At 62.7% G+C, this 26,684-nt stretch carries 25 protein-coding genes; 3 read left to right on the top strand and 22 right to left on the bottom strand.

What is annotated here, in order from left to right; translation table 11 throughout:
- The first annotated feature begins 15 nt into the window (after window positions 1–15).
- From gltB to hemE, 3 genes are all read left to right on the top strand, one after another.
- Window positions 16–4,464, top strand: a complete 4,449-nt coding sequence (gltB, locus tag DBR00_RS04910) for a glutamate synthase large subunit (protein WP_108486811.1) — start codon at window positions 16–18, stop codon at window positions 4,462–4,464.
- 34 nt (window positions 4,465–4,498) lie between these two features.
- Window positions 4,499–5,917: an FAD-dependent oxidoreductase gene (locus DBR00_RS04915; RefSeq protein ID WP_108486810.1), complete on the top strand. Its 1,419-nt coding sequence runs from the start codon at window positions 4,499–4,501 to the stop codon at window positions 5,915–5,917.
- Window positions 5,918–6,061: 144 nt separating this feature from the next.
- Window positions 6,062–7,129: a uroporphyrinogen decarboxylase gene (hemE, locus tag DBR00_RS04920; RefSeq protein WP_108486809.1), complete on the top strand. Its 1,068-nt coding sequence runs from the start codon at window positions 6,062–6,064 to the stop codon at window positions 7,127–7,129.
- Window positions 7,130–7,183: 54 nt separating this feature from the next.
- On the opposite strand, the gene DBR00_RS04925 is transcribed toward hemE, so the two are convergent.
- The 22 genes from DBR00_RS04925 to DBR00_RS05030 form a co-directional block, all read right to left on the bottom strand.
- On the bottom strand, window positions 7,184–7,513 hold the full coding sequence (locus DBR00_RS04925; protein ID WP_108486808.1) for a cytochrome c: 330 nt from the start codon (window positions 7,511–7,513) through the stop codon (window positions 7,184–7,186).
- On the bottom strand, window positions 7,503–7,946 hold the full coding sequence (locus tag DBR00_RS04930) for an excinuclease (RefSeq protein WP_108486807.1): 444 nt from the start codon (window positions 7,944–7,946) through the stop codon (window positions 7,503–7,505). Before DBR00_RS04930 ends, DBR00_RS04925 begins: the two co-directional genes overlap by 11 nt.
- Window positions 7,947–8,077: 131 nt before the next feature.
- Window positions 8,078–9,313 carry a beta-ketoacyl-ACP synthase gene (locus tag DBR00_RS04935; RefSeq protein ID WP_108486822.1) on the bottom strand — a complete coding sequence of 412 codons (1,236 nt, stop codon included), beginning with the start codon at window positions 9,311–9,313 and terminating at the stop codon, window positions 8,078–8,080.
- Window positions 9,313–10,041 (bottom strand): 3-oxoacyl-ACP reductase FabG, encoded by a 729-nt coding sequence (gene fabG / locus DBR00_RS04940; RefSeq protein ID WP_108486821.1) that lies wholly within the window; start codon window positions 10,039–10,041, stop codon window positions 9,313–9,315. The genes DBR00_RS04935 and fabG overlap by 1 nt, the downstream gene beginning before the upstream one ends.
- 14 nt (window positions 10,042–10,055) lie before the next feature.
- Window positions 10,056–10,520, bottom strand: coding sequence for a hotdog family protein (locus DBR00_RS04945; RefSeq protein ID WP_108486806.1), 465 nt, complete (start codon window positions 10,518–10,520; stop codon window positions 10,056–10,058).
- Window positions 10,517–11,758 carry a beta-ketoacyl-[acyl-carrier-protein] synthase family protein gene (locus tag DBR00_RS04950; protein ID WP_108486805.1) on the bottom strand — a complete coding sequence of 414 codons (1,242 nt, stop codon included), beginning with the start codon at window positions 11,756–11,758 and terminating at the stop codon, window positions 10,517–10,519. The genes DBR00_RS04945 and DBR00_RS04950 overlap by 4 nt, the downstream gene beginning before the upstream one ends.
- Window positions 11,758–12,258 (bottom strand): DUF3261 domain-containing protein, encoded by a 501-nt coding sequence (locus DBR00_RS04955; RefSeq protein WP_108486804.1) that lies wholly within the window; start codon window positions 12,256–12,258, stop codon window positions 11,758–11,760. The genes DBR00_RS04950 and DBR00_RS04955 overlap by 1 nt, the downstream gene beginning before the upstream one ends.
- The gene (locus DBR00_RS04960) at window positions 12,258–12,983 is read right to left on the bottom strand and encodes a class I SAM-dependent methyltransferase (protein ID WP_108486803.1); all 726 of its coding nucleotides are present in this window, start codon (window positions 12,981–12,983) and stop codon (window positions 12,258–12,260) included. The genes DBR00_RS04955 and DBR00_RS04960 overlap by 1 nt, the downstream gene beginning before the upstream one ends.
- A gap of 12 nt (window positions 12,984–12,995) precedes the next feature.
- Complete coding sequence (locus DBR00_RS04965; RefSeq protein WP_108486802.1) at window positions 12,996–14,240, bottom strand: NAD(P)/FAD-dependent oxidoreductase; 1,245 nt, start codon at window positions 14,238–14,240, stop codon at window positions 12,996–12,998.
- Window positions 14,227–15,384 carry a sodium:proton antiporter gene (locus DBR00_RS04970; RefSeq protein WP_108486801.1) on the bottom strand — a complete coding sequence of 386 codons (1,158 nt, stop codon included), beginning with the start codon at window positions 15,382–15,384 and terminating at the stop codon, window positions 14,227–14,229. Before DBR00_RS04970 ends, DBR00_RS04965 begins: the two co-directional genes overlap by 14 nt.
- Entirely contained in the window at window positions 15,381–17,732 is a 2,352-nt protein-coding gene (locus DBR00_RS04975; RefSeq protein ID WP_108538022.1) for an MMPL family transporter, read from the bottom strand. Before DBR00_RS04975 ends, DBR00_RS04970 begins: the two co-directional genes overlap by 4 nt.
- On the bottom strand, window positions 17,722–18,315 hold the full coding sequence (locus tag DBR00_RS04980; protein ID WP_108485868.1) for an outer membrane lipoprotein carrier protein LolA: 594 nt from the start codon (window positions 18,313–18,315) through the stop codon (window positions 17,722–17,724). The genes DBR00_RS04975 and DBR00_RS04980 overlap by 11 nt, the downstream gene beginning before the upstream one ends.
- A gap of 332 nt (window positions 18,316–18,647) precedes the next feature.
- Window positions 18,648–19,073 (bottom strand): thioesterase family protein, encoded by a 426-nt coding sequence (locus DBR00_RS04985; RefSeq protein WP_108485869.1) that lies wholly within the window; start codon window positions 19,071–19,073, stop codon window positions 18,648–18,650.
- Window positions 19,066–20,607: a histidine ammonia-lyase gene (gene hutH, locus DBR00_RS04990; RefSeq protein ID WP_108485870.1), complete on the bottom strand. Its 1,542-nt coding sequence runs from the start codon at window positions 20,605–20,607 to the stop codon at window positions 19,066–19,068. The genes DBR00_RS04985 and hutH overlap by 8 nt, the downstream gene beginning before the upstream one ends.
- Entirely contained in the window at window positions 20,588–21,517 is a 930-nt protein-coding gene (locus DBR00_RS04995; protein WP_108485871.1) for a glycosyl transferase, read from the bottom strand. Before DBR00_RS04995 ends, hutH begins: the two co-directional genes overlap by 20 nt.
- A complete protein-coding gene (locus tag DBR00_RS05000; RefSeq protein ID WP_108485872.1) occupies window positions 21,514–22,248 on the bottom strand; it encodes a glycosyltransferase family 2 protein in 735 nt (244 codons plus the stop codon). Before DBR00_RS05000 ends, DBR00_RS04995 begins: the two co-directional genes overlap by 4 nt.
- A gap of 126 nt (window positions 22,249–22,374) precedes the next feature.
- Window positions 22,375–24,042, bottom strand: coding sequence for an acyl-CoA synthetase family protein (locus DBR00_RS05005; protein WP_108485873.1), 1,668 nt, complete (start codon window positions 24,040–24,042; stop codon window positions 22,375–22,377).
- A complete protein-coding gene (locus DBR00_RS05010; RefSeq protein ID WP_108485874.1) occupies window positions 24,039–24,584 on the bottom strand; it encodes a hypothetical protein in 546 nt (181 codons plus the stop codon). The genes DBR00_RS05005 and DBR00_RS05010 overlap by 4 nt, the downstream gene beginning before the upstream one ends.
- Window positions 24,584–24,844, bottom strand: coding sequence for an acyl carrier protein (locus DBR00_RS05015; RefSeq protein ID WP_108485875.1), 261 nt, complete (start codon window positions 24,842–24,844; stop codon window positions 24,584–24,586). Before DBR00_RS05015 ends, DBR00_RS05010 begins: the two co-directional genes overlap by 1 nt.
- An 11-nt stretch (window positions 24,845–24,855) precedes the next feature.
- Window positions 24,856–25,116, bottom strand: coding sequence for a phosphopantetheine-binding protein (locus DBR00_RS05020; protein ID WP_090249897.1), 261 nt, complete (start codon window positions 25,114–25,116; stop codon window positions 24,856–24,858).
- Entirely contained in the window at window positions 25,091–25,906 is an 816-nt protein-coding gene (locus DBR00_RS05025) for a 1-acyl-sn-glycerol-3-phosphate acyltransferase (RefSeq protein ID WP_108485876.1), read from the bottom strand. The genes DBR00_RS05020 and DBR00_RS05025 overlap by 26 nt, the downstream gene beginning before the upstream one ends.
- Entirely contained in the window at window positions 25,879–26,610 is a 732-nt protein-coding gene (locus tag DBR00_RS05030; protein WP_177479906.1) for a beta-ketoacyl synthase chain length factor, read from the bottom strand. Before DBR00_RS05030 ends, DBR00_RS05025 begins: the two co-directional genes overlap by 28 nt.
- Window positions 26,611–26,684: the final 74 nt, after the last annotated feature.

Here is a 26,684-nt window from a genome sequence, read left to right on the forward strand (position 1 = left end):
CTGGTGAGAGTCCCTATGAAAGCAGGTTTGTACCGTCCTGATGAGTTCAAGGATAACTGCGGCTTCGGCCTGATCGCCCACATGCAGGGTGAGGCTAGCCATCACCTGTTGCAGACCGCGATTGAAGCCCTGACATGCATGACCCACCGTGGCGGGATTAACGCCGACGGTAAGACCGGTGACGGTTGTGGTCTGCTGATCCAGAAGCCTGATGCTTTCCTGCGGGCCATGGCCCAGCAGCACTTTGCCGTCGAACTGCCCAAGCAGTACGCCGTCGGCATGGTCTTCTTCAACCAAGATCCGGTGAAGGCTGAAGCCGCCCGCGCCAACATGAATCGCGAGATTCTCGCTGCCGGCCTGAGTTTAGTCGGCTGGCGCAAGGTGCCAATCGATACCAGCGTGCTTGGCCGCCTGGCGCTTGAGCGTCTGCCGCAGATTGAGCAGGTGTTTATCGGGGGCGAAGGCCTGTCCGATCAGGAATTCGCGATCAAGCTGTTCAGCGCGCGTCGTCGTTCTTCGGTGGCTAACGCTGCGGACAGTGATCACTACATTTGCAGCTTTTCGCACAAGACCATCATCTACAAAGGGTTGATGATGCCGGCCGACCTGCAGCAGTTCTACCCAGACTTGGGTGACGAGCGCCTGCAGACCGCCATTTGCGTATTCCACCAGCGCTTCTCCACCAACACCCTGCCGAAATGGCCGCTGGCGCAGCCGTTCCGCTTCCTGGCGCACAACGGTGAAATCAACACCATCACCGGTAACCGCAACTGGGCGCAGGCGCGCCGCATGAAGTTCGCCAACGACCAGATCTTTGATTTGGATGAGCTCGGCCCGCTGGTCAACCGCGTGGGTTCCGACTCCTCGAGCATGGACAACATGCTCGAGTTGATGGTCACCGGCGGCATCGACCTGTTCCGTGGCGTGCGCATGATCATTCCGCCAGCCTGGCAGAACGTCGAAACCATGGACGCCGATCTGCGTGCGTTCTACGAATACAACTCCATGCACATGGAGCCCTGGGATGGCCCGGCCGGTGTGGTACTCACCGATGGCCGTTACGCCGTGTGCTTGCTTGACCGTAACGGCCTGCGTCCGGCGCGCTGGGTTACGACCAAGAACGGCTACATCACCCTGGCGTCGGAAATCGGCGTGTGGAACTACGCGCCCGAAGACGTCTTGGCCAAGGGCCGCGTCGGGCCGGGTCAGATCCTCGCCGTGGACACCGAAACCGGGCAGATCCTCGGCAGCGACGACATCGACAACCGCCTGAAGTCGCGCCACCCCTACAAGCAGTGGATGCGCAAGAGTGCCCAGCGCATTCAGGCGACTCTGGAAGACCGTGACCATGGTTCGGCGTTCTACGATGTCGATCAGCTCAAGCAGTACATGAAGATGTACCAGGTCACCTTCGAGGAGCGTGATCAGGTGCTGCGACCGCTGGGCGAGCAGGGCCAGGAAGCCGTCGGTTCCATGGGTGACGACACGCCGATGGCCGTGCTCAGCCAGCGCGTACGTTCACCGTATGACTACTTCCGCCAGCAGTTCGCGCAGGTCACCAACCCGCCGATCGACCCGCTGCGTGAAGCCATCGTCATGTCGCTGGAGATCTGCCTCGGTGCCGAGCGCAATATCTTCGAAGAGTCACCTGAGCACGCTGCGCGGGTGATTCTCAGCAGCCCGGTGATTTCGCCGGCCAAGTGGCGCGCCTTGATGAACCTGGATCGCCCGGGCTTCGAGCGTCAGCTGATCGACATGAACTACGACGAGTCGCTCGGCCTGGAAGCCGCCGTGCGCAACATGGCCGATCAGGCTGAAGAAGCCGTGCGCGCCGGTAAGGTGCTGCTGGTGCTGTCGGACCGTCATATCGCCCCAGGCAAGCTGCCGGCCCACGCCTCGCTGGTTACCGGTGCGATTCACCACCGTCTGACCGAGAAAGGCCTGCGTTGTGACTGCAACATCCTGGTCGAAACCGCGACCGCTCGCGATCCGCATCACTATGCCGTGCTGCTCGGCTTCGGCGCGTCGGCGGTTTATCCGTTCCTGGCTTACGAAGTGCTGGGCGACCTGATCCGCACTGGCGAAGTGCTCGGCGATCTGTATGAAGTGTTCAAGCACTACCGCAAAGGCATCTCCAAGGGCCTGCTGAAGATCCTGTCGAAGATGGGTATCTCCACTGTTGCTTCTTATCGTGGTGCGCAGCTGTTCGAAGCGGTCGGCCTGGCCGATGACGTCACCGAACTGTGCTTCCGCGGTGTGGCCAGCCGCATCAAGGGCGCGCGCTTCGTCGATATCGAAAACGAGCAGAAGCTGCTCGCGGCCGAAGCCTGGAACGCGCGCAAGTCGATCCAGCAAGGCGGCTTGCTCAAGTTCGTTTACGGCGGCGAGTACCACGCCTACAACCCGGATGTGGTCAACACCCTGCAGGCGGCGGTGCAGCAAGGTAGCTACGAAAAATTCAAGGAATACACCACGCTGGTCGACACCCGTCCGGTGTCGATGCTGCGCGACCTGCTTAAACTGAAGCTGGCCGACCAGCCAATCGCGCTGGATCAGGTTGAGCCACTGGGCGATATCCTTAAGCGCTTTGACTCTGCTGGGATTTCCCTCGGCGCGTTGTCGCCGGAAGCGCACGAAGCCATTGCTGAGGCGATGAACCGTCTGGGCGCGCGCTCCAACTCCGGTGAGGGCGGTGAAGACCCGGCCCGTTACGGCACCGTGCGCAGCTCGAAGATCAAGCAGGTGGCCACCGGCCGCTTTGGCGTGACCCCGGAATACTTGGTCAACGCCGAAGTGCTGCAGATCAAGGTGGCTCAGGGCGCCAAGCCCGGTGAGGGCGGCCAGCTGCCGGGCGGCAAGGTCAACGGTCTGATCGCCAAACTGCGTTATGCCGTGCCGGGCGTGACCCTGATTTCGCCACCGCCGCACCACGACATCTATTCCATCGAAGACCTGGCGCAGCTGATCTATGACCTCAAGCAGGTCAACCCGGCCGCGCTGGTTTCGGTCAAGCTGGTGGCGGAAGCCGGTGTCGGCACCATCGCCGCCGGTGTGGCCAAGGCCTATGCCGACCTGATCACCATCTCCGGTTACGACGGTGGCACCGGTGCATCGCCGCTGACCTCGATCAAGTACGCCGGTGCGCCGTGGGAACTCGGCCTGGCCGAAACCCACCAAACCCTGCGCGGCAACGACCTGCGCGGCAAGGTGCGGGTACAGACTGACGGTGGCTTGAAGACCGGCCTCGACGTGATCAAGGCCGCCATCCTTGGCGCCGAAAGCTTCGGCTTCGGTACTGCGCCGATGATCGCGCTGGGCTGTAAATACCTGCGCATCTGTCACCTGAACAACTGCGCCACCGGCGTGGCGACGCAGAACGACAAGCTGCGCAAGGATCACTTCATCGGCACCGTCGAAATGGTGATGAACTTCTTCACCTATGTGGCCGAAGAAACCCGTGAGTGGCTGGCCAAGCTGGGTGTCCGCAGCCTGGAAGAGCTGATCGGGCGTACCGATCTTCTGGAAATGCTGCCAGGCGAAACCGCCAAGCAGGGTCATCTTGACCTGACGCCGCTGCTCGGCAGCGACCACATTCCGGCCGACAAGCCGCAGTTCTGCCTGGTTGATCGCAACCCGCCGTTCGACGAAGGCCTGCTGGCTGAGAAAATGGTTGAGTTGGCCAAGCCGGCAATCGAGGCTGCCAGTGGCGCTGAGATTGATCTGGACATCTGCAACTGCGACCGTTCCATCGGTGCCCGTGTCTCCGGCGAAATTGCCCGCAAACACGGTAACCAGGGTATGACCCATGCACCGATTACCTTCCGCTTCAAAGGCACTGCGGGCCAGAGCTTCGGCGTGTGGAACGCCGGTGGCCTGAACCTGTACCTGGAAGGCGATGCCAACGACTACGTCGGCAAGGGCATGACCGGCGGCAAACTGGTGATCACCCCGCCGAAAGGCAGCCCGTTCAAGACCCAGGACAGTGCCATCATCGGTAACACCTGCCTGTACGGCGCCACTGGCGGCAAGCTGTTCGCAGCCGGTACTGCGGGCGAACGTTTCGCCGTGCGTAACTCCGGTGCGCACACGGTGGTGGAAGGCACGGGCGACCATTGCTGCGAATACATGACCGGCGGCTTTGTCTGCGTACTGGGCAAAACCGGCTACAACTTCGGTTCTGGCATGACCGGCGGTTTCGCCTATGTGCTCGATCTGGATAACAGCTTCTATGACCGCGTTAACCACGAGCTGGTGGAAATTCAGCGGATCAACAATGAGTCGATGGAGGCTTACCGTAGCCACCTGGAGCGTGTACTCGTCGAGTACGTCCAGGAAACATCGAGTGAGTGGGGCGCGACCCTGCTGGAAAACCTGGACGACTACCTGCGCAAGTTCTGGCTGGTCAAACCGAAGGCGGCAAGCCTGAAGTCGTTGCTCTCCAGCACCCGTGCCAACCCGCAATAAGAATGCGCCTGAAGTGGTTTGATGAGGTATTGCAATGACTGAACGTCTGAATAACGACTTCCAGTTCATCGAAGTCGGGCGCAAAGACCCGAAGAAGAAACTGTTGCGTCAGCGTAAGAAAGAGTTCGTCGAGATCTACGACAACTTCAAGCCTGCGCAAGCGGCTGACCAGGCACACCGTTGCCTGGGCTGCGGCAACCCCTATTGCGAATGGAAGTGCCCGGTGCACAACTTCATTCCCAACTGGCTCAAGCTGGTGTCCGAGGGCAACATCCTCGCCGCCGCCGAACTGTCGCACCAGACCAACACCCTGCCGGAAGTCTGCGGCCGCGTGTGTCCGCAGGACCGTCTGTGCGAGGGTGCATGCACCCTCAATGACGGCTTCGGCGCGGTGACCATCGGCTCGGTGGAGAAGTACATCACCGACACGGCCTTTGCCATGGGCTGGCGTCCGGACATGTCGAAGGTCAAACCGACGGGCAAGCGTGTCGCGGTGATCGGTGCCGGTCCTGCCGGTCTCGGTTGCGCTGACGTGCTGGTGCGCAACGGTGTGACCCCGGTGGTGTTCGACAAGAACCCGGAAATCGGCGGCCTGCTGACCTTCGGCATCCCCGAGTTCAAGCTGGAGAAGAGCGTGCTGAGCAATCGCCGCGAAGTCTTCACCGGCATGGGCGTCGAGTTCCGCCTGAACACCGAGATCGGCACAGACATCACCATGCAGCAGCTGCTGGATGAGTACGATGCCGTGTTTATGGGCATGGGCACCTACACCTACATGAAGGGCGGCTTCCCCGGTGAAGACCTGCCGGGCGTTACCGATGCGCTGGATTTCCTCATCGCCAACGTCAACCGCAACCTCGGTTTCGAGAAGAACGCGGAAGACTTTATCGACATGAAAGGTAAGCGCGTGGTGGTTCTGGGTGGTGGTGACACCGCGATGGACTGCAACCGTACCTCGATTCGCCAGGGCGCCAAGTCGGTGACTTGCGCCTATCGCCGCGACGAAGAAAACATGCCGGGTTCGCGCAAGGAAGTGAAGAACGCCAAGGAAGAAGGGGTGAAATTCCTCTTCAACCGTCAGCCGATCGCCATTGTCGGTGACGGCAAGGTCGAAGGCGTCAAAGTGGTTGAAACCCGTCTGGGTGAGCCGGATGCCCGTGGCCGTCGCAGCCCCGAGCCGATTCCGGGCTCCGAGGAAATCATCCCGGCGGAAGCCGTGCTGATCGCGTTCGGTTTCCGTCCAAGCCCGGCGGCCTGGTTCAGCGATTTCAAGATCGACACCGACAGTCAAGGCCGTGTCGTTGCGCCCGAGCAGTCGCAGTTCAAGCACCAGACCAGCAACCCGAAGATCTTCGCCGGCGGCGACATGGTCCGTGGTTCCGATCTGGTGGTGACGGCAATCTTCGAAGGCAGGAACGCCGCCGAAGGTATCCTCGACTACCTCGGCGTGTAGGTTGGGTTGAGCGCAGCGAAGCCCAACGGCGGCCGCGACAAATTGACCCTATAGACAAAAGGCACGGCACCCGCCGTGCCTTTTGTTTTGTGCTCTGCGAAAATGCCCGCACTTTTTTACCGATTACTTCGACCGGGAACTGCCATGACCGCCCTGAAAAACGACCGTTTTCTTCGTGCCCTGCTCAAGCAGCCGGTGGACGTTACGCCTGTATGGATGATGCGTCAGGCAGGTCGTTATCTGCCCGAATACCGCGCCACTCGCGCCAAGGCCGGTAACTTCGTCAACTTGATGAAGAATCCGGAGCTGGCGTGCGAGGTCACCATTCAACCGCTGGACCGTTACCCGCAGTTGGATGCCGCGATTCTGTTCTCCGACATCCTGACCATCCCCGATGCCATGGGCCAGGGCCTGTATTTCGAGACCGGTGAAGGCCCGCGCTTTCAAAAAGTCATCAGCTCAATGGCTGATATCGAGGCGCTGCCGATCCCCGACCCTGAGCAGGACTTGGGGTATGTAATGGACGCCGTGCGCAATATCCGTCGTGAACTCAGTGGCCGTGTGCCGTTGATCGGCTTTACCGGCAGCCCCTGGACCCTGGCCACCTATATGGTCGAAGGCGGCTCGTCGAAGGACTTCCGCAAGTCCAAGGCCATGCTCTACGACAACCCGCAGGCCATGCATGCGCTGCTCGACAAGCTCGCGCAGTCGGTCACGGCCTACCTCAATGGGCAGATCAAGGCCGGCGCTCAGGCCGTGCAGATATTCGACTCCTGGGGCGGCAGCCTGTCAGCGGCGGCCTATCAGGAATTCTCCCTGGCCTACATGAAGAAGATTGTGGATGGCTTGATTCGCGAGCACGACGGTCGCCGTGTGCCGGTCATTCTGTTCACCAAGGGTGGCGGTCTGTGGTTAGAGTCGATGGCTGAAACCGGCGCTGAGGCACTGGGTTTGGACTGGACCTGCGACATCGGCAGCGCCCGCGCCCGCGTTGGCAACAAGGTGGCGCTGCAGGGCAACATGGACCCGAGCGTGCTGTACGCCAACCCGGCGGCGATTCGTGCTGAAGTCGGGCGTATTCTTGCCGCTTATGGTCATGGCAGTGGTCAGGTGTTCAACCTGGGGCACGGCATCACCCCGGAAGTTAACCCCGCCAATGCTGGCGCGTTCTTCGAAGCGGTGCATGAGCTGTCGGCGCAGTACCATCAGTAAACCTTGCACAAAACAAAGGCCGCTCATGCGGCCTTTGTTTTATCTGCGTGTTGCTCAGGGCTTACGCAAATCGCGCACAGCTTTTACCAGCGCCAGCTGTTCGGCTTCGCTGAGTGTGTCGGCGTAACCGGGCATGGCACCTGGACCTTCCTGAATGGCGTCGAGGATGTCACGGTCACTGTTGTTGTCCTGCCATTTGGCCTTGCTCAGGTTCTGCGCAAAGTACAACCAGCCGCGCATGGTGTTGGCGCGGCCGTCTTCGGCGTGGCATTTGGCGCAATGTTGTCGATACAACGCTTGGCCGTCTACGTCAGCCAGTGCGGGTACGCTACCGATCAGGGTCAATGCCATAAACAGGCCGATCAGGGAGCGCTTATTTGACATTGGCGAGGTTCCCTTTAAGTGCTACGCCTGCCATCAATGCACCGGCGTGGCATTCATACTTTTGGCTGTCTTTGTACTCAACGTGTTTGTAGTTGCTGGCGATATCCACGACCGCATTGGCCCCAGCAGCCTTGGCTGCTTTTTGCAGATGAACTAAGGCGGATTGCAAAGCCCAGTTGCAGGCGGCTTGATCGCTTTTGTTAAAAGCGTTGGTCTTTTTGCTGGTGGTTACACCGGCCTTAAGCACACTGCTCGACCCTGCCGGTTGGTTTCCTGCCAGGTAGAACTTAACACTGCCGTCGAGTCTGCCCGCACTCAGTGCTTCCTGAACGACTGCGTCAAACGGCAGAAAGTGGGTGGTGTCACGGGCCTGGCTGATGGCGGGGAACAAGCTGGTGCAGGCTGCTACGAGAATCCAGGATTTGGCGTTCATGGGGCGCTCCTTGTTATGAGGCTTTCTGGGGACTGCTTGTGAGTTGCGCAAAAGGGGATATCACCACAACCGGTGTAATCCAGCTGTTTTAAACCTAGCAGGGGCGACGTGCAGCAGACATTGCACAGTCCTCAGCTCCAGCGTTTAAAGATCAGCGACGTATTCACTCCGCCAAAGGCGAAGTTGTTATTCATCACGTACTGGTGGTTCATCTGGCGGAATTCACCGCGCAGGTAGTCGAGTTCGCCACAGGTCGGATCGACCGTGTCCAGGTTCAGGGTCGGCACATAGCTGTCGGCGTTCATCATTTCGATACTGAACCAGGACTCCAGCGCGCCGCAGGCACCCAGGGTGTGGCCGAAGTAGCTCTTCTGCGAGCTGATCGGCATCTGGCTGCCGAACAGTTCCTGGGTCGCCAGGGTTTCCGCGACGTCGCCCTGGTCGGTGGCGGTGCCGTGGCCGTTGACGTAACCGATGGCGGAAGGCGCTAAACCGGCATCCTGCAGCGCCAGCTCCATCGCCCCGCGCATGGTCGCCTGCACGGGTTTGGTGGCGTGTTGGCCGTCGGCGTTGCAGCCAAAGCCGACGATTTCGGCGTGGATGGTCGCGCCCCGCGCCAGTGCATGTTCCAGCTCTTCCAGCACCAGGATGCCGGCGCCTTCACCGATCACCAAACCATCGCGGCCGCTGTCATAAGGGCGCGGTGAGGTGTGCGGCGCGTCGTTTTTCAGGCTGGTGGCATAGAGCGCATCGAAGACCATGGCTTCGGTGGGGCACAGTTCCTCGGCACCGCCGGCGAGCATCATCGGCAGGCGGCCGAACTTGATCGCTTCATAGGCGTAGCCGATACCCTGGCTGCCACTGGTGCAGGCGCTGGAGGTGGGGATCAGGCGACCCTTGAGGCCGAAAAAGATGCTGATATTGGCGGCCGTGGTGTGCGGCATCATGCGGATATAGGAGTTGGCATTGAGGCCGTCGGCCACTGAGTTGAGCAGCATATTGCCGAATGCCTTGATCTCGTCGGTGCTGCCGGTGGAAGAGCCGCAGGCCACGCCCATACGACCGTCCTTGATCGACTCGTCACCGAGCAGGCCGGCATGTTCCAGCGCGCGCTCGGCGGCGTACACCACCAGCTTGGAGACGCGGCCCATGCTGCGGGTCTGTTTGCGGTTCCAATGCTTGGGGGTGACGAAATCGTCCACCGGGCCGCCGAGGCGGGTGTTCAGTTCGCTGAACCTGTCCCATTCGTGCATGTAGCGGATGCCACTTTTGCCGGCTCTAAAGTTGGCTTGAATCGTCGACCAGTCGCTGCCCAGCGAGGTCACCCCGGCCATGCCGGTGACTACCACCCGTTTGCATCCGTTCATCAGCACAACCCACCGTTCACCGCGAGGACCTGACGGGTAATGTAGGCCGCCTCCTCGGACATCAGAAAATTCACCGCACCAGCCACTTCTTCCGGGGTGCCCATACGTTGCGCCGGCACCATCTTGAGGATTTCCTCGATGGGTACATCGGCATCGAGAATTTCGGTATCGATCAGTCCGGGTGCGACGCAGTTGACCGTGATCTTGCGCTTGCCCAGCTCGATCGCCAAGGCCTTGGCGGCACCGATGATGCCGGCCTTGGAGGCGCTGTAGTTGACCTGGCCGCGGTTGCCAATCAGCCCGGATACCGAAGTGATGCAGACGATGCGTCCGGCCTTGCGCCGTCGCACCATAGGCATGGTCAACGGATGCAGCACGTTATAGAAACCGTCCAGATTGGTGCGCATGACGATGTCCCAGTCGTCCTCGCTCAGCGCCGGGAAAGCACCGTCGCGGGTCAGGCCGGCATTACACACGACCCCATAATAGGCGCCGTGCCGCTCGACATCGGCCTCCAGCGCCGCGCGGCAGGCGGCGCGGTCGGACACGTCGAACTGCAGAATGCGCGCCTGCTGGCCTAGCTCAAGGATCTGCGCGTGCACCGCTTCGGCTTCCTCGCGGCGGGCGCGGCAATGCAGCACGATGTCATAGCCGCTTTTGGCCAGGCGCAGGGCAATCGCCCGGCCGATGCCACGGCTGGAGCCGGTGACCAGTATGGTTTCGCGCAGGGCTGCTGTTTCGCTCATGGCTGAGTTTCCTGAAATTCTTCCTGAAGGTAGCTGTCCACCTGGGGGGGGCGGAATACGTTAAGCCGGGCCAGGGCCTCGATGCCGGGACCGCGCAGCTGGCATTCGAACACGCCCATGCCGTTATCATCCTGCAGCGAGCGGCTCGCATGGATATGCAGCTCGGCTCCGGCCGGGAAACGTTCGACATTGCACTCGTACTTGCGTGTACCGAGCAGAAAGCCCAACTCCACCGGCTCGCCGCGCAGGCGCGCCTGGCAGCCGGCGTAGGCCGCCACGCTCTGCGCCATCAGCTCGATGCCGACCCAGGCCGGCAGGCTGCCGTCCTTCAGGTTGAACAGGCCGCCGTTGCGGATGGTCAGCTGGGTTTCGATGTCCTCGTCGCCAAAGCGCAGCACCTGATCGATCAGGATCATGTCACCGGCGTGGGGGATCAGTTCGGCGATTGGCCATTGGTTCATGTGTGTCTTCCCGGCGCTTCATTGCGCGTGTTATCCGCTTCATTCGCCAGCTCTTCACCTAGGAGCAGGCTGATATTGTTGCCGCCAAAGGCGAAGGAGTTACTCATCAGCCGGCGCGGGCGGTTGTTGCTCAGCGATGTGCCGGGCGCTACCAGATTCAGCGCCGGCAAGGCCGGGTCAGCTTGGCCGTCCCACAGGTGCGGGGGTAGCAACTGCTGCGGGTTGTAGGCGCTCAAGGTCAGCCAGCAGAAAGCCGCTTCCAGCGCCCCAGCCGCGCCCAGCGTATGGCCCACCAGGGATTTACTTGATGAACAGGGCACGCCGTGCGGAAAGATCGCCTGCACCGCGTGGCTTTCCATGGCGTCATTGTGGGGGGTGGCGGTGCCATGCAGGTTCAGATAGTCGACCTGATCCGCGCTGATCCCGGCCGCCGCCAGAGCTTTGCGCATGGCTGCCTGGGCACCGAGGCCTTCGGGCTGCGGCGCGGAAATATGGTGGGCGTCTGAGCTGGCCCCGCCGCCGAGTAAGCTGATGGCGAGTCCGGCATTGTCCAGGGGGTTTCTGCTCATCAAGAATACGGCCGCGCCCTCGCCGATATTGATGCCGTTGCGGTTTCGCGAAAATGGGTTGCAGCGTTCGGCCGAGACCGCCTCAAGCGCATAGAAGCCGTTCAGCGTGAGGCGACACAGGCTGTCCACCCCTCCGCAGATGACCGCATCACAGAGGCCGAGATTGAGCAGTCGCTGGGCGCTGAGCAACGCCCGCGCGCCTGAGGTGCAGGCGGTGGAAATACCGAAGCACGGTCCGCTGAGGCCCAGCCAGTCGCTCAGGAAGTTTGCGGGTGCGGCCAGTTCCTGTTGAGCGTAGTCATAGGATTCCGGTAACTGCCCGTGCGTAAGAAATTGGGTAATGCCTTGGCTGGCTTCTTCGATGCCAGAGGTACTGGTGCCTAGCACCACGCCAATACGCGCGGGCCCGAAGCGTTTGATGGCCGTGCGCAGTTCGGGTTCGATTTCCTGCGCGGCAGCCAGCAGCAACTGGTTGTTGCGGCTTGTCGGGCGTCCGGGCAGCGATGGCAGTGCGCCGGGCACGGCGCCAACCGTGAGAACACGCTCATTGACCCAGCCGTTTTGCGGACGCATCCCGTGGTCATCGCCATTGAACAGCGCTGTTGCTACCGCCTGTTTGCCTTGGCCAAGGGCGCAGTTGAGGCCCAGGGCTGAGAGGTATGCGGCCATCAGGGTGCCTTGTCGTCAGGGAGAGGGCTGACCTGATAGATCAGATCGGGTGAACGGTTCAGGGTGAAATCCAGCGGCGCACGGTAACGGATTCGCCACTGTGGGTTAAGCCAGCGGGTGCCGTCTGCATCAAGTCGCCAGTGGTCAACCGGATACTGTCTGGGCAGTTGCGCGTCGGGCGTGAGGGCAAACAGCAGCGCGCTGAACAACTCGCGGGCTTCGGCGTTGGGCGGCAACAAGCCGTCGTTCTGCCACTGGCCGGCGCGCAACACCTGGCGTGCGAGGGGAACGCCGAGCGGGTCGAACAACGACGCGCGCAACCCCTCCGGCTCGTTCTGCAGCACCAACCACCAGGTTTGCTGGGTGGCGACCTGCTGACGCTGCACCTGCAGGGCCAGCGGTAACGCCACCACCAGCGCAGGTGACGGGGCCAGCAGTGGCGTCTGCGCGGCGCAGGCCGCGAGCAGCAGGCACAGGCCGATAAGCCAAGCATGGCGCATCAGCTGCGTGGTTCCAGCGGCTTGCGCGCCACCACGTTGACCAGGGTTTCATGGCGTTGGCCGACCGGCTTGGGTTTCATCAAACCCCAGCGTTCCAGCAGGCCGAAGTCCTTGGCGCGGCTCCACCACAGGTAGGGGTAGGAGACATTCTTGGCATCGAACGCGAAGCCCTGGCCGCGCAGCATGTTCAGATAGCCTTCGGCGCTTTTTTGCACCTGCATGGGGTGGCGGAACAGCCAGCGGATCACCCAGGTGTCGATGTAGTACTGGGTCGACTCGGCAAACAGCAAGTAGCCTCCCGGCTTGAGCACGCGCCAGAACTCGGCCAGGGCCTGTTCCTGCTCGACCAGGTGGTGGAAGGTCTGGTGACAGAACAGCAAATCAACGCTGGCATCGGCCAGGTCGATGGCCGCGCAGTCGCTGGCGATCAGTTGCACCTCCAGGCCCAGGCGCGTGGCCTCGGCACGCGAGCACTCGAGGCTGTGCGGATCGGCATCCAGACCGATTATCCGCGCGGGCTTGAACGCCTCGGCGAGCAAGCCGAACGACTTGCCCTGGCCACAGCCGGCATCCAGCAACACCGGTGACTCGGGTAGCGCAGAGGTGAACAGGCCGCGCAGGTCATTGATCGCCACGCGCAGCACATGGTGCTGCCAGACGTGGCTCTGCAAGAACCAGAAACCGAAGCGAGTTTCTTCGACGTAGGTAGCAGCCGGGTTGTGCATAAATATCCTTATTCAGTGAGCAGCGCAGACTTCAGCCAGCACCCGCAGACGGCGTTTGGGTTCGGCGACGTAGGGATTGTTCTGGTCCCAGGCGTAGCCGGCAAGAATCGAGCTGATCATGCGGCGAATCTCCGGCTGGGCTTTCTCGAAATAGATCACGTCCTGAAAGCTGCCGTCGTACCAGCCTTCGACATACACGCGGAAAGTGTCGACGCCGCGCTTGAGTGGGATGGCAAAGTCCTGTTCCCAGTCCACCGTCTCGCCGCGTAGTTGGCGGTGCAACAGGCCGGCGGCCATGCTCGCCGAGCGCATGGCGATGGTCACCCCGGAGCTGAACACCGGGTCGAGGAACTCCGCCGCATTGCCGAGCAGAGCAAAACCTGGGCCGTGCAGGGCTTTGACGTTGGCCGAGTAGCCGCCGATGGTACGCGCCGGGGTATCCCATACGGCGTTTTTCAGCACCTTGTGCAGGCTGGGTGTCTCTTCGATAAATTGCTTGAGGCAGGCGTCCAGGTCGGCCGGACGACCCTGATAGCGGGTGGCATCGGCGACCACGCCCACCGAGCAGCGGCCGTTGCTGAACGGGATGGTCCAGAACCACACATCGCGCAAGGTCGGGTGAGTGGTGATGAGGATTTTTTCGCGGTCGAAACCGCTGCCCTCGCTGCGGTCCTCAACATGGGTAAACACCGCCTGGCGTACGGGGAAACTCGACGGCGTGTCGAGGTCGAGCAGGCGTGGCAGCACGCGGCCGTAGCCGCTGCCGTCGAGGACGAAGGCGCATTCCACCTGATACTCATGGCCATCGGCGAGGCGGCGTACCGAGAGGCGCGGGCAGTCGCCGCTGAAATCAACGGCGAAGATTTCCTCTTCGTAGCGGATTTCCACACCCTGCAGTTCGGCTTGATCGGCCAGCAGCTTGTCGAAGTCGGCCCGCAGCACCTGATAGGTTGAACCCTGCCCCTGGGTGAAGGTGTCGCGGAAATCGAATTCGGTATAACGCTCACCCCAACCAAAGGCTGCGCCATGTTTGGTCTGAAAGCCGGCGGCACGTACGGCGTCGAGCATGCCGGCTTCTTCAACGAAGTCCAGGCAATGCGACAGCAGGCTCTCGCCAATCGAAAACCGTGGGAAGCGTTGGCGCTCCAGCACCAGTACGTCATGGCCGTTGCGTTTGAGCAGCGCCGCGGCGATTGCCCCGGAAGGGCCGGCCCCGATAACGACGACTTGGCGTTGTTCGACTTCAAGAGACTTCATGGCGGCTTCTTGCCTCGTTAATGGCATGGGTGGCTGGGCGCGTGCCGAGCAGGGCTGGCAGCAGTGTGGAAAACAGGCTCATCAGCAGCAAGCTGAAATACACCAGGGCATCGATCAACTGCAATTGCAGCAGCAGGTTGAGGAAGACGATTTCGGTCAGCCCGCGAATATTCAGCAGCAGGCTTTCCTGCCATTTGATCTGGCTTGAGGCCGCCGGGTCGGCCCAGTGCAGGCCCAGCCAGCTGCCCAGTACCTTGCTCAACACCGGCAGCACCAGCAGCGCGCCGAGGTAGAGCCAGGAATAGTGCGCGCCGATGTTGTGGAAATCCACGCGCAGCACGCCGTAGGTGAGAATTAGCGGCACTGCCAGGCCATTCAACAGCAACTTCCAGTGACGCGCCGGCAATGGCAGACGAAACGGCTGCTTGAGCCAGGCCAGGCACAGCATATAAGCGATGCCGAACACCAGGGCGTTGAGCCCCAGTTGCTGGAACAGCAGCATCAGGGCAAAGAACGGCAGGCTGTAGAGCAGGCCGTGACGCAGTTTCAGCGCGCGCAGAAGCAGCGGCAGGCCGGCGGCCAGCAGCGGCCAGAGCAACGTGGCCGGGTTGCTGCTGCCCTGGGCCAGGCCGAACAGGCTCCAGCACATAAAGTCCATTAGGATGGCCGCGTGCAGCAGGCGTTTGGTCGCTTCCAGCGGGTAGCCGATGCTCTGCAGAAACAGGTACAGCACCGGGATTGCGGTGATCGAAAACAGCAGGCCGATGCCCACCGCGCTCAACCAGTCGCGCTCGCCGGGCAGCAGCCAGACCGCGCAGGCCAAACCGGCCAGCATCGGCACCAGGAAGCTCGGCAGGGCGATCTTCAGGCAGGCAGCATTCACCTCCAGGTCGATCACATCACTGAGGATGTAGCCCAGCAGCAACGCGAAACACAGGCCGTAGGCCAGGTTCAGCCATTCCGGCGCGAGCAGCTGCTTGGCGCTGAGCTGCCAGTGCGGCTCGACCCACAACAGTAGCAACGCCGGAATAGCCAGGCTGGCGACCAGCAACTGACCGACGATGGGAATCAAGCGGCGGCCGCCGACCCAGGCCACCAGCGCATAGAGCGCCAGGGCCAGCAGCCAGAACCCGATAACACTCATGACGCTATTCCTTGACTACGAGTTGGTGCGCTTACTCGCTGGGTGCCGGCCCAGGGTGCGAGCAGGAAGCAGAACAGCAGGCCAAGGCTGATCGCCAGGCCGAAGTTGGCAATCGCCGGGGTGTCGCTGATCAGCAGCAGGCCGAACGACAGCCAACTGGTCAGCGCCGAGAGCAGGGTGCCGAGCAGGCTGACCGCCGGCCCGCCGATGTTCTCGCGCATCAGAATGGCGTAATCGACGCCGATGGCGGTGATCAGCAGCAGGCCGAACAGGCTGAACAGGGTCAGCGGCTGGCCCAGCCAACCCAGACAGGCTAACGCCGCCAGCGCGGCCAGCAGCGGCAGGCAGACCACCCGCAGTGCGCCGCCAAGGCCGAATGGCAGGCACAGCAGCAAGAGGATCGCCATGCTGGAGATGAGTTTTAATTCGGCGGCGCTGAGTTGGGTGGCGCTAAACAGTGCGTTGAGTTCGCTGATTCGATCCACCAGCTGCACCCCCGGCAGGTCCTCGACCAGCGGCTTGAGTGCGCTGCTGTTGCTGAGTCCCTGCAGGCTGACCAGCCCGGCGACGCCATCTGTATGAGCGCCCAGCCATAGCGGTCTCCAGGCCTCACCCAGAGGGCTGGCCAGCGCCTGCTCCAGGCTCGCTTGGTTGTTCTGTTGCAGTTCCAGCCGTTCGCTGTGCAATGCAGCTGGCGGGATGCCGAGATCGAGCAGCGGCTGCCAGTGCTGCGGCAGTGTGCCCACTGCCGCGCGCAATTCCTGCAGCTGACGGTCCGGCGCGACCAGTTGGCTGAGGGCGCGGTAGTCACGTAGCAGGCCGTTCTGCACCGCCTGATCCAGGCGCTGGCTCAGCGCCGCTTGGCGCTCCAGCAATTGCTGCGGGTTCGCGGCGCGCACCAGCAAGAACTGGCTGGTGGGCTGCTGGCCGGTCAGCTCGGCGATGCGTTGGGCTTCGGCCAGCAATTCCGGCTCCTGACCCAGCCACTGGCGCAGGTCATTTTGTGTATGCAGCTGCCACAGACCTGCGGCGCAGAACAGCAATAGCAACGCCAGCAGCGGCGTGCTGCCGACTTTGCCTAGCAAGCGTGCCCGAGCGGCCAGCAGGCGTTGGCTAAAGCTCAGCAGCTGCGGCGATGGGCTTAGCCGTAGGCCACGCAACCAGGCTGGCAGCAGGCAGACCGAGCACAGATAAGCGGCAATCAGCCCAGCGGCGGAGAACAGCGCGACCTGGGTCAGCGCCGGAAACGGGGTAAAGGCCAGCGCCAGATAGCCGATCAGGTTGGTGCCCAGGCTCAAGCTCAGGCCCGGCAAGGTGGCGCGCAGGGCGCCCCAACTGGTCCAGCCTTCGCTGCCTTCGGCGTTGCTCCAGCTTTTACTCAGATAGTGTTGCGGGTAGTCGGCGGCGACCCCGACCAGGCTGGCACCCAGGACCAAGGTCAAGGCGTTGATCTGGCCGAACACCAGCACGCAGGCGGTGCAGCCAGCCAGCAGCGCCATGCCGATGGGCAGCAGGCTTACCAGTACGCGCACACGGCGGAAGGCCAGCAGCAGCAGCAGCAGGGTACCGAGCGTAGCGCCGCCGCCAATCAGGCTGATTTCGCGGGTGGCCTTGGCTTGCCCGGCGGCCGCGTACAACACGCCACCGGCCGCCAGCAGTTGGCCGCCGGCGGTTTCGATCTGTGTGCGGGTAGCGGCGACCTGCGCGGCAATCAGCGGCGGCTCCTGCATATCGAAGGCGCTGCCCTGGGCGCTGGCGCGCAACAGGGTCCAGGTCATGCTCGGTTCTTCCAGCAGCAGTGCGCCGCTGCTCAGGTCAGCCTGGATGCGGCTGCCGGGGTTCAGCGCCTGCTGCGCGCGCGCGCCCAGGCCCAGCCAGTCCTGTTCGATGGGCAACAGGCTGAAACCGGCGAAGGTGTCGAACAGCCGCGCGGCCCGTTGTTCGATCAACTGCTGCGGTTGCTCCAGCAACAGCTGGCGATCCGCACTCGGCAACAGGGCCAGACGGTTGCTGCGCAGGTAGTCGCGCAGCGCCGCGAGGTCGCTGTCGACGCTCCACTGCACCTGAGCGAAACGGCCGCTGCCGCGCCACTGCTCGCCCACCTGTTGCACCAAGGCAATCGCCTGTTCGCGCTGCGGGTGACCGATCAACAGCAACAGGTCGCGAGTGAGTGGTTCTTGCATGCGCTGTTCGGCCTGCTGCACTAGCGCATCGCCGCTACCCGCGGGCAGTAGCGCGAGCATGTCGGCCGCGACGGGCGGGCCGTTACGCCATTGCCAGGCGGCGAGGATCAACAGGGCGGCGAACAGCAGCAGAAAGCCGCGCGGCAGCCAGCGTTCACTGAGCAAAGTCGCGTCGCTCCTGCTCAGTCAAGGCATCGCTGGCCTGGCTTTCGGGTAAGCGCAAGACGCTGCGGTCGCCCTGGGTTTCATGCAGCTCAATGCGCTGCACCAGCGCGCCGCCGTCGATCTGGATGTGGCTGAAAATCTGCTTGAGCAACACTGAATTCGGCACCAGACGCAGTTGCCAGGCTTCAGACGTGCCGCTTAGTTGCAGTGTAAAGTCCCGCGCCAGTCCGCTGTGGTTGCCCTTGAGCACCGCGAGAAACAGCCGGCTCTGCTGGGCCGCAACATCCTGCCCTGATTGCTGTTGCCAGCCGCCGGGGGTGCGTTTGGCGATGCCCTGGGCGTCGATACGGTAAGCCTGTTGGAGCGGGCTTTGCAGCTGCCAGAGCAGGCCGAGGTCGCGGCTTAGTACGAACTGACCGCGACTGGTCAGCGGTTGCGGCAGGGCGCGCAGGTGCTTTTCCTGAATCAACGGACCGCGTACCACCGCAGGCTTGGCCAGCTGGGCGCTGAGTTGGTCGAGGTCAAAGGCGTGGGCGTGGGTGGTTAAGAGCAGCAGGAACAGTACGCTTAGTGTTCGGCTCATTGCTGCGGGCGCCTGTAAGAACGTGTTTCGCCCCCTCGGGCGAGTTACGTTCTCTTTGCTCGTGCAAAGAGAACGTAACCAAAGAGAAAGCACGCCCGGCATACGGGTCTCGCTGCGCTCGACTTCCCTCACTCCATCACTGTTCCAGAGGCCCGCCCTGGGCGGCACCCCGACGAAGGGCCATCCCTGGCCCATCGCGGCTCTCGCGGCATCCATGCCGCTCAACCTCTTCCACAGCGATTGCGCTCGGCCTTCTGACGGGGGCTGTCCCCGCTCCGACATTGCCGGTAGACAGGAGCCAGGGGGGCGGCTCAGCTCGGGCCAAAGACTGTTCACGCCAGTACCTTCTCAACGGCGTCGATCAGCACCTGGGGTGAGGCAAACTGCATCTCGCGGGTGGCGATTTCCACCGCCACTTGCACGCTGCTGCCACGGGTCATGCGCTCACCGGTTGCGGCATCGCTGATCAGGTAGTTGATCTTCAGGCGGTTCTCCCACTCCACCAGATCGGCGCGGACGATGATCGTTTGGCCGAACTGTGCGCCGCGGATATAGCGCAGTTGCAGGTCGATCACCGGCCAGGCATAGCCAGCGTCACGCATCTGCACGTAGTTGTGGCCGAGCTTGTCGAGCAGCGCGCAGCGCGCCTCTTCGAAGTATTTGACGTAATGGCCGTGCCAGACCACCTCCATCATGTCGACGTCGAAGAACGGCACCAGCAGTGTGATTTCCGCCTGCAATACGCCCTTGCTACGCATAAAGCCTCCAGTGCTGTTCGCGGATGCGCACCAGGCACAGGCGCAGTTCGGCTTCCAGAGCGCGGTCTTCGATCACCGGGGGGAAGTCCACGGCCAGTTGTTCGCGCATGGCGGCGATCGGCGCAGGGAGGTCGTGTTTGCCGGCGCGCTGACGCAGCCACACGCCCTGGTTGGCGGCCAGCAGGGTGGCGGCGGCGACCTGCTCGGTCAGCTCCAGGCTGCGCAGGGCGTCGCGCGCGGCGATGGTGCCCATGCTGACCTTGTCCTGGTTGTGGCATTCGGTGGAGCGCGAGAACACGCTGGCCGGCAGGGTGTTTTTCAGCGCTTCGGCGGTCCAGGCACTGGTGCCGATCTGCACGGCCTTGAAGCCGTGGTTGATCATCGCGCTGACACTCGGCGCGCCGGACAGGTTGCTCGGCAGGCCGTGGTTGTAGCGGGTGTCGACCAACAGGGCGAGCTGGCGGTCGAGCAGGTCGGCGACGTTGCCCACCAGGTTTTTCAGGCTGTCCATGGCGAAGGCGATATGCCCGCCGTAGAAGTGCCCGCCGTGCAGCACGCGCTCGGCTTCGGCGTCGATCAGCGGGTTGTCGTTGGCGCTGTTCAGCTCGATCTCGATAAATTGGCGCAGCAGGCCCAGGCTATCAGCCAGTACACCGAGCACATGCGGTGCGCAGCGCAGCGAGTAGCGATCCTGTAGGCGGTGCAGCGGTGCGGTCGGCGCGTCGATAGCCAGGTCCTGGCGCAACCAGGCGGCGACTTGCATCTGCCCTGGATGCGGTTTGGCGGCGAACAGGCGTTCGTCGAAATGCTCCGGGTTGCCTTCCAGCGCCACCACGTTAAGCGCGGTGATACGGGTGGCCAGCTTGAGCAGGTAATCGGCGCGCGAATAGGCCTGGCAGGCCAGGGCGGTCATCACGGCGGTGCCGTTCATCAGCGCCAGAGCCTCTTTCGGACGCAGGGTCAGCGGCGTCCAGCCGAGCTCTTTGTGCACATCGGCTGAATGACGGCGCTCGCCCTTGAACATCACATCGCGCTCACCGCTGAGGGTGGCGGCGACATAGGACAGCGGCGTCAGATCGCCGCTGGCGCCCACCGAGCCTTCTTCCGGAATCAGCGGCAGCACATCAAATTCGAGAAACGCCTGCAGGCGTTCGAGCAGCTCCACGCGCACGCCGGACACGCCCTGACACAGCGACTGCAAGCGCGCGGCCAGTACGGCGCGGGTGGCAGGCTCATCCAGCAGCTTGCCCAGGCCGCAGCCGTGGAAGGTGTAGAGGTGACGCGGCAACGCTTCGACTTGGTGCAGCGGCACGGCCACCACACAGGAGTCGCCGTAGCCGGTGGTGACGCCGTAAATCACGCCTTCCTTGTCCAGCAGGCTGTCGAGGAAACGCGCACCCTTGGCGATTTTTTCGCGGTAGGCGGCATCGCTTTGCAGTTGCGCCGGGGCGCTGCGGCTGGCCAGGGCGACAACCTGTTCGATGCTCAGGGGGCGTTCGCCAAACACAATGGGGTCAGGCTGATGTGTCGTCATCTTCATTCCAGAACGGGTAGAAATTGAACCATTGCAGGGGCGCATCCAGGCAGCGTTGCGCGAGCTGGTCGGCGTAGCGCTGCGTCCAGTGGCGGATCACTGCGTCCCGCTCGCTGCGTTTCCAGTGCAGACGCTCGGCGAAGGGCTCGATGATCACCTGGTAGCGTTTGTCGATTTTCAGGCAGTGAATCAGGTTGACTGGGCATTGCAGCAGCCCGGCCAGCAACCACGGGCCTTGTGGAAAGGCGGCGGGCTTGCCGAGGAAGTCCACGGTTACGGTGCGGCTACCTGTCAGTGGTACGCGGTCGCCGGCAATTGCCAGCCATTCGCCGCGCTCCAGACGCTCTGACAGTTGCAGCATGATCGCCGCGTCCAGTTCACTGACCTGAATCAGGCGCAGGTTGCTGGCCCCGGCATCACCGAGCAGGCGGTTGAACTGTTCGGCGTGTTTGGTGTGCACCAGCACGTTCATCGTTACCTGCTCGCCGAGTTCGGCGAGGGCGCGGCAGACTTCCAGGTTGCCCAGGTGTGCGGCCACCAGCATTTGCCCACGGCCTTGCTGGCGGGACGTTGCAGTGGCTGTGTCGATCAGGGTTACTTGATCCAGACCGAGTTTGCCGTTCCACACGTCGAGCTTGTCGAGCAGGGTGTCGGCGAAACTCATGAATTGGCGAAACACGGACAGGCGGGTGGGCTGCAGTGCTGGGTGACCACTCCAGTTGGCCAGGTTGTACTGGTACTGACGGATGCTGCGCCGCGCCTTGGCGCCGAACAGGTAGAAATACAGCACGATCAGGTACAGCAGCGGGCTGATCAGGCGGCGGCCGAGCTTGCGCGCCAGCCAGGCAGTGAATTTCATCAGGATAAAACTGCCGCGCTCGCGTTGCCCGGCCCAGTGTTGCTGGCTCATCCGCGCCACCTGCGCCAGAGAATCAGTGGTGCGCGCAGCAACATGCCGAAGAACAGCGTGGCGTGCATCTTCGAAATCAGCGCGTTGTCGAGCCACAGGCGAAAGTGTGAGAGGCCGTCCAGCGGGTAATGCACTTTGGTTGGCAACCAGTGCATCGGCTGATTGCGCCAGGCCAGGCGCACCAGAATTTCGGTGTCGAAATCCATGCGTTTGCCGATTTTGACCGTGTTGATCAGCGCCAGGGTAGCCGGCAGCGGATAGACGCGAAAGCCGCACATGGAATCGCGGATGCTCAGCGACAGGGTGTTGATCCACACCCACACATGGGTCAGGTAGCGCGCGTAGAGGCGGCCTTTCGGCACGCTTTCGTCGTACTGCGGATAACCGCAGATCAGCGCCTCGGGGGCGGCTTGCGAGGCGTGGATAAAGCGCGGCAAATCGCTGAGGTCGTGCTGACCGTCGGCGTCTACCTGCAGTGCATGGCTAAAGCCCAGACGCGCGGCTTCACGCAGGCCGGCCATCACCGCGCCGCCCTTGCCCTGATTGACCGCCAGGCGCACCAGGTGGGTATCGGGTTGCTCGGCCAGCTGATCCATCACCGCCGCGCAGGCCGGGCTGGAGGCATCGTCCACCAGCACGCAGGGCAGGCCAGCCGCATGCAGCGTGGCGACGACCACGGGCAGCGCGTGTTCGTGGTTGTACACCGGGATCACCGCACAGGGCTTATGCATGGCAGCACTTGGCGCTGAAGTTGGTCACGTAGGTTGGCGCTGAGGAACGAAGCCCAACATCTGCGGCGTTGGTCGTAGGGCTTCGCAGGCTCAGCACCAACCTACGAAGATTGCAGTGCAGGGCCGTCATTGCGCAGGCTCCAGTAATACGCGCCCTGAGGAGCAGGCCGCCTCGCCATGGCGGAAGGCGAAGTACAACTTGCCGCGCGCCGCGTCGAAACGCAGGGTCAGTTGCAACTGATCACCGGGGCGCACCAGTTGTTGGAATTTCAGCACTTCCATGCCGCAGAACCGTGGCGGCAGGTCTTTGATCAGGCGACGTGCCAGTTGCTGGGCCCAGTCGATCTGCACCACACCCGGCAGTACCGGGGTCTGCGGGAAGTGGCCGGTGAAGTGCGCAAGATCCAGTGGCACCAGCAGTTCCACCCGCCATTCGCCGTCCTGTTCGACCGCCGACAGTGGCTCCACTTGGGTGGGGCGTGGCGCCGCGAGCAGAGCGTCCACGGTGGCTTGCGCCAACTTGCCCTGGCTGTTGTAGGGCAGTTGCGCGAGCAGCCGCCAGCGGCGGGGCAGGGCGATGGCTTCGCAGTGGCTGGCCAGATGGCGGCGCAGGGTTGCGGTGACGGTCTTGCGCCCCTGGTTGCGCAGCGCATGCAGGCCGGCCGGGCTCAAGGCCACCAACGCGCCGAGGTAGGCGCGGCCCTCCTGCACCACGCCGAGCCGTGCGTCACTGAGCCATTCGTGGCTGCTCAGCGCCTGTTCAAGCATGGGCAGGGAGATGCGTTTTTCTTCCAGCTTGATAATCCGGTCCAGGCGGCCGCGCAGGGCGAAGCGGCCATCGGCTTGTAGTTCCACGGCATCGGCGGTTTGCTCGCGATGGCCGGGCGGTAGATAGGGTGAGCTCAGGTGCAGCGCGCCTTCGGCGTTCTGTCCCAGTTCGACGCCGGCAAACGGGGTCCACAGCTCGCCGCCCTGACGCCAGGCGATACCGCCGGTTTCCGAGCTGCCGTAGATTTCCGTGGGCCATTGGCCTAGCAGGTGCTGCAAGTCGGCTGCAGTTTCCGCCGGCAGCGCGCCACCGGAAGAGAACACCTGACGTACTGCGCGCAGGGCCGGCCAGTTGAGGTTGTCGCCCATGCGTTTCAACAGGGCTGGGCTGGCGACCCAGGCAAAGTCGCTGCCGCTGGCCAGGCTTTCGCGCTGTAAATCTTCGGGGAATGGCTGGGCGCGGCGCAAAAAGGCGCGGCCGGCGCACAGCGGCCAGAGCACGCGAAACAGCAGGCCGTAGATATGCTGGGTGGCAACGCTGCCAAGGATGGTCGCGCTGCCCAATTGCGCGCCCCAGAGTTGCTCCAGGGCGGTGACTTCATTGGCCAGCTGGCGTAAGGATTTGTCGATCAGCTTGGCTTCGCCGCTGGAGCCGGAGGTGCACAGGGTCAGCTGGCATTGGTCGAGATCAAGTGGCGCTGGAGGCAATGCAGCGCTATTGGCGTTAAGCAGTCCGTCAATGCTATCCAGCCATAGCTCACACTGCGTACTCATGCGCTGGCGGGTCTGTGGCTGGGCATCGGCGGGTAGCAGCACGGCAATCCCGGCGCGCCAGGCGGCCAGCAGGGCAATGGCCAGCTCAGCGGCATCGTCGAGGTACAGCGCCAAGCGCTTTACGCCGCGATCTTGCAGCTCAGCCGCCAGTTGCAGAGCGTGCTGGCGCAGCTGGGGGTGATCCATATCGGCGGTTACTGCACGGCCTGGGTGGGCGTCGAGCAGCAGGTGCTCGAGGGGCAGCCAGTTCATTCATGTCTCCTTACACGCTGGCGCACCAGCCATTCACCGGCAAACAGCAGGCCCATCAGGCCGTAGGCAATCAGCCCGGTATACAGTGTCCACCAGCTCAGCGGCGCCCAGACATTCAGCGCCACCACCACCAGACCATTGGCCAGGAAGAACCCGGCCCAGACCTGGGTGACAGTCCGTGTATAGCGTACGGCGACCTCCGGCAACTGCGGCTCGGTCAGGCGCGCCAGGCGCTCGATCAGCGGCGGGCCGAATTTCAGACTGAGGCCGAACAGCGCCAGCAATAGGCCATTGAGCAGTACCGGATACCAGCGCAGCAGCTCGGGCTCACCGGCGAGCCCCAGTAGCAGGCAGAACCCCAGGGCGACGGCGGTCATCCAGCGATTGCCTGGCTTGCCCCATTGGCTCAGCGCACGCACCAGCCACAGTCCGCCGAGCACGGCGGCGAACAGGCGTGGCGACAGATGCTCCATGCCGTAATACACGGCAAAGGGATAGAGCAGTCCGGCCAGCAGCAGGAGCAGGCCAAATAGGCGACTCATTATTCGCTGGCTGGGGCGTTGACCAGTCGCAGCACCGCCTCGACCACGTCACCGACGGTGCGCACTGCCTTGAACTCCTCAGCGGCGAGCTTTTTGCCGGTCTGGCGTTTGATATGGTCGATCAGGTCAACCGCATCGATGCTGTCGATTTCCAGGTCTTGGTAGAGGTTGGCGTCTGCGGTAATGCGCTCTGGTTCCAGCTCGAACAGCTCCACCAGGGCATCGCGCAAGGTCTCGAAAATCTCTTCACGGGTTTGCATCGGTGGCGTCCTCAGGCGGTCTGTTGCGATGACACGAATGCCGCCAGGCTGGCTACGTTGGCAAAGTGCTTGCGGGTGTCTTTGGCTTCGGCGTCGATCTTGATGCCGAAACGTTTCTGGATGGCCAGGCCGAGTTCCAGGGCGTCTACCGAATCCAGGCCAAGGCCCTCGCCGAACAGGGTCAGGTCAGCAGCGATGTCTTCTGCGGCCATGTCTTCGAGGCCTAGGGCGTCGATGATCAGGTTCTTAATTTCCAGCTGCAAATCGCTCATCTTGGGCGAGCTCCTTAATAAAGTGTTGGTGCAGAACATCGTTGAGTTTGCGGGACGCAATCGGCGCAGGACCCAGCACGCTGAACTGGTGTGGGTGGATATCCTCGCCTACGCGCAGGCGAATGTGAAAACGACGCGACGGAATGCTGTACCAGGGCTCGGCCTTGGTCAGGGTGGTGGGCGTCACGCTGATCACCACTGGGGTGACGATGCGCGCACCGCGCAGGGCAATGGCCGCTGCACCACGATGAAATTCGGGATGTTGCCCCGGTGTGGTGCGCGTACCTTCGGGGAATATCACCAGAGTCTGACCGCTTTGCAGCGCGCTGGCCGCTTCATCGAGCATGTCCATGCTACCGCTGTTGCTGATGTAGTGGGCCGCGCGCAGGGGGCCGCGCATGCTCGGGTTGTTCCACAGGCTCTGTTTGACCACGCAGTTGGCATCGCGAATAAAGGCGATCAGCACCACCACGTCGATCAGCGACGGGTGGTTGGCGATGACCATTTGTCCCGGCTGACCGAGGCGTTCGATGCCTTCGACTTCGTAGGTCAACACACCGCTGCGGTACATAAAGCGTACGAACAGGTAGAAGGTTTTACTCACCACCGCACGAGCACGGGTGCGTCGGGCCAGGCTGTCGCCGGGCAGTAAGGCCAGTAATGGGAAAATCAGTACGCGCAGCAGCACGCCGCCGATACCGAACAGGCTGAAACTCAGGGCCGTGGCCATCAGCCGCCACCAATACGGTGCGCTATAGCGACTCAGGCCTTGTTGCGTGACCAGGTCCATTGTCGGCCTTTCCAGTGATGTTGCAGGGTGGTTTGGTCACTGCACAGGGCACGAACCAGATTGAGGGCATGCGGCCATTCGCTGCGTGCACCGCTGTCTTGGCGAAGATCCAGTTGCCAATCATCACCCGGCGTCAGCAGCAGGCCAACGGCATAGGGGAACGGCACGTCATCAATAAACGGTGCATAAAGCGTAGGCGGGGTTTCTTCGGCCAGCACCAGTAGCACGGCCGGTGCGCCGTCACGGAGCATGCCGCAGGCTTCCAACATGGCGTTCTCCAGGCCGTCGCCGGCACCGGCAAGGGCTGTCATTTCGCTGTGATCACCGCGCTGAATCGACCACAGGCCGATAATTGCGTTATGTACCGAGAGGCTGAACTGCGTGGGCGATAGCGGCTCATCGTGTGCCAGATCGGTAAGAATGGTCAGGGTGCGTGGGGTTTCACCGTGACGGCTGACAAACACCATAGGCAACTGTGGATGTGCTTCTGCCAGCGGCCAGGCGACGTGAAAGGCCATGCGCGCCAGGCGGCTCAGTCGTCGGCGTTGCATCGCGGGGAGTGCGCTGACATCCGGTTGTTGGCCGGTATCGACCAGGCGCGAGGGTGTCTGATGCCAGGCGCACCAGTCAGCCGTGCTGTCCAGGCCAGGGGCCCAGGCACGCCATTGTTCGATCCGGAAGTGTGTCACGCGGTGGGCGTCCATGTCGGCTGCAACCAATCACAGCCCGCATAGAGCTTGGCGGCAGGTGTGGCGAAGTGCTGGCATTATCCAGACCG

The sequence above is a fragment of the Pseudomonas sp. HMWF032 genome, from assembly GCF_003060885.1.
Classification (GTDB): Bacteria; Pseudomonadota; Gammaproteobacteria; order Pseudomonadales; family Pseudomonadaceae; genus Aquipseudomonas.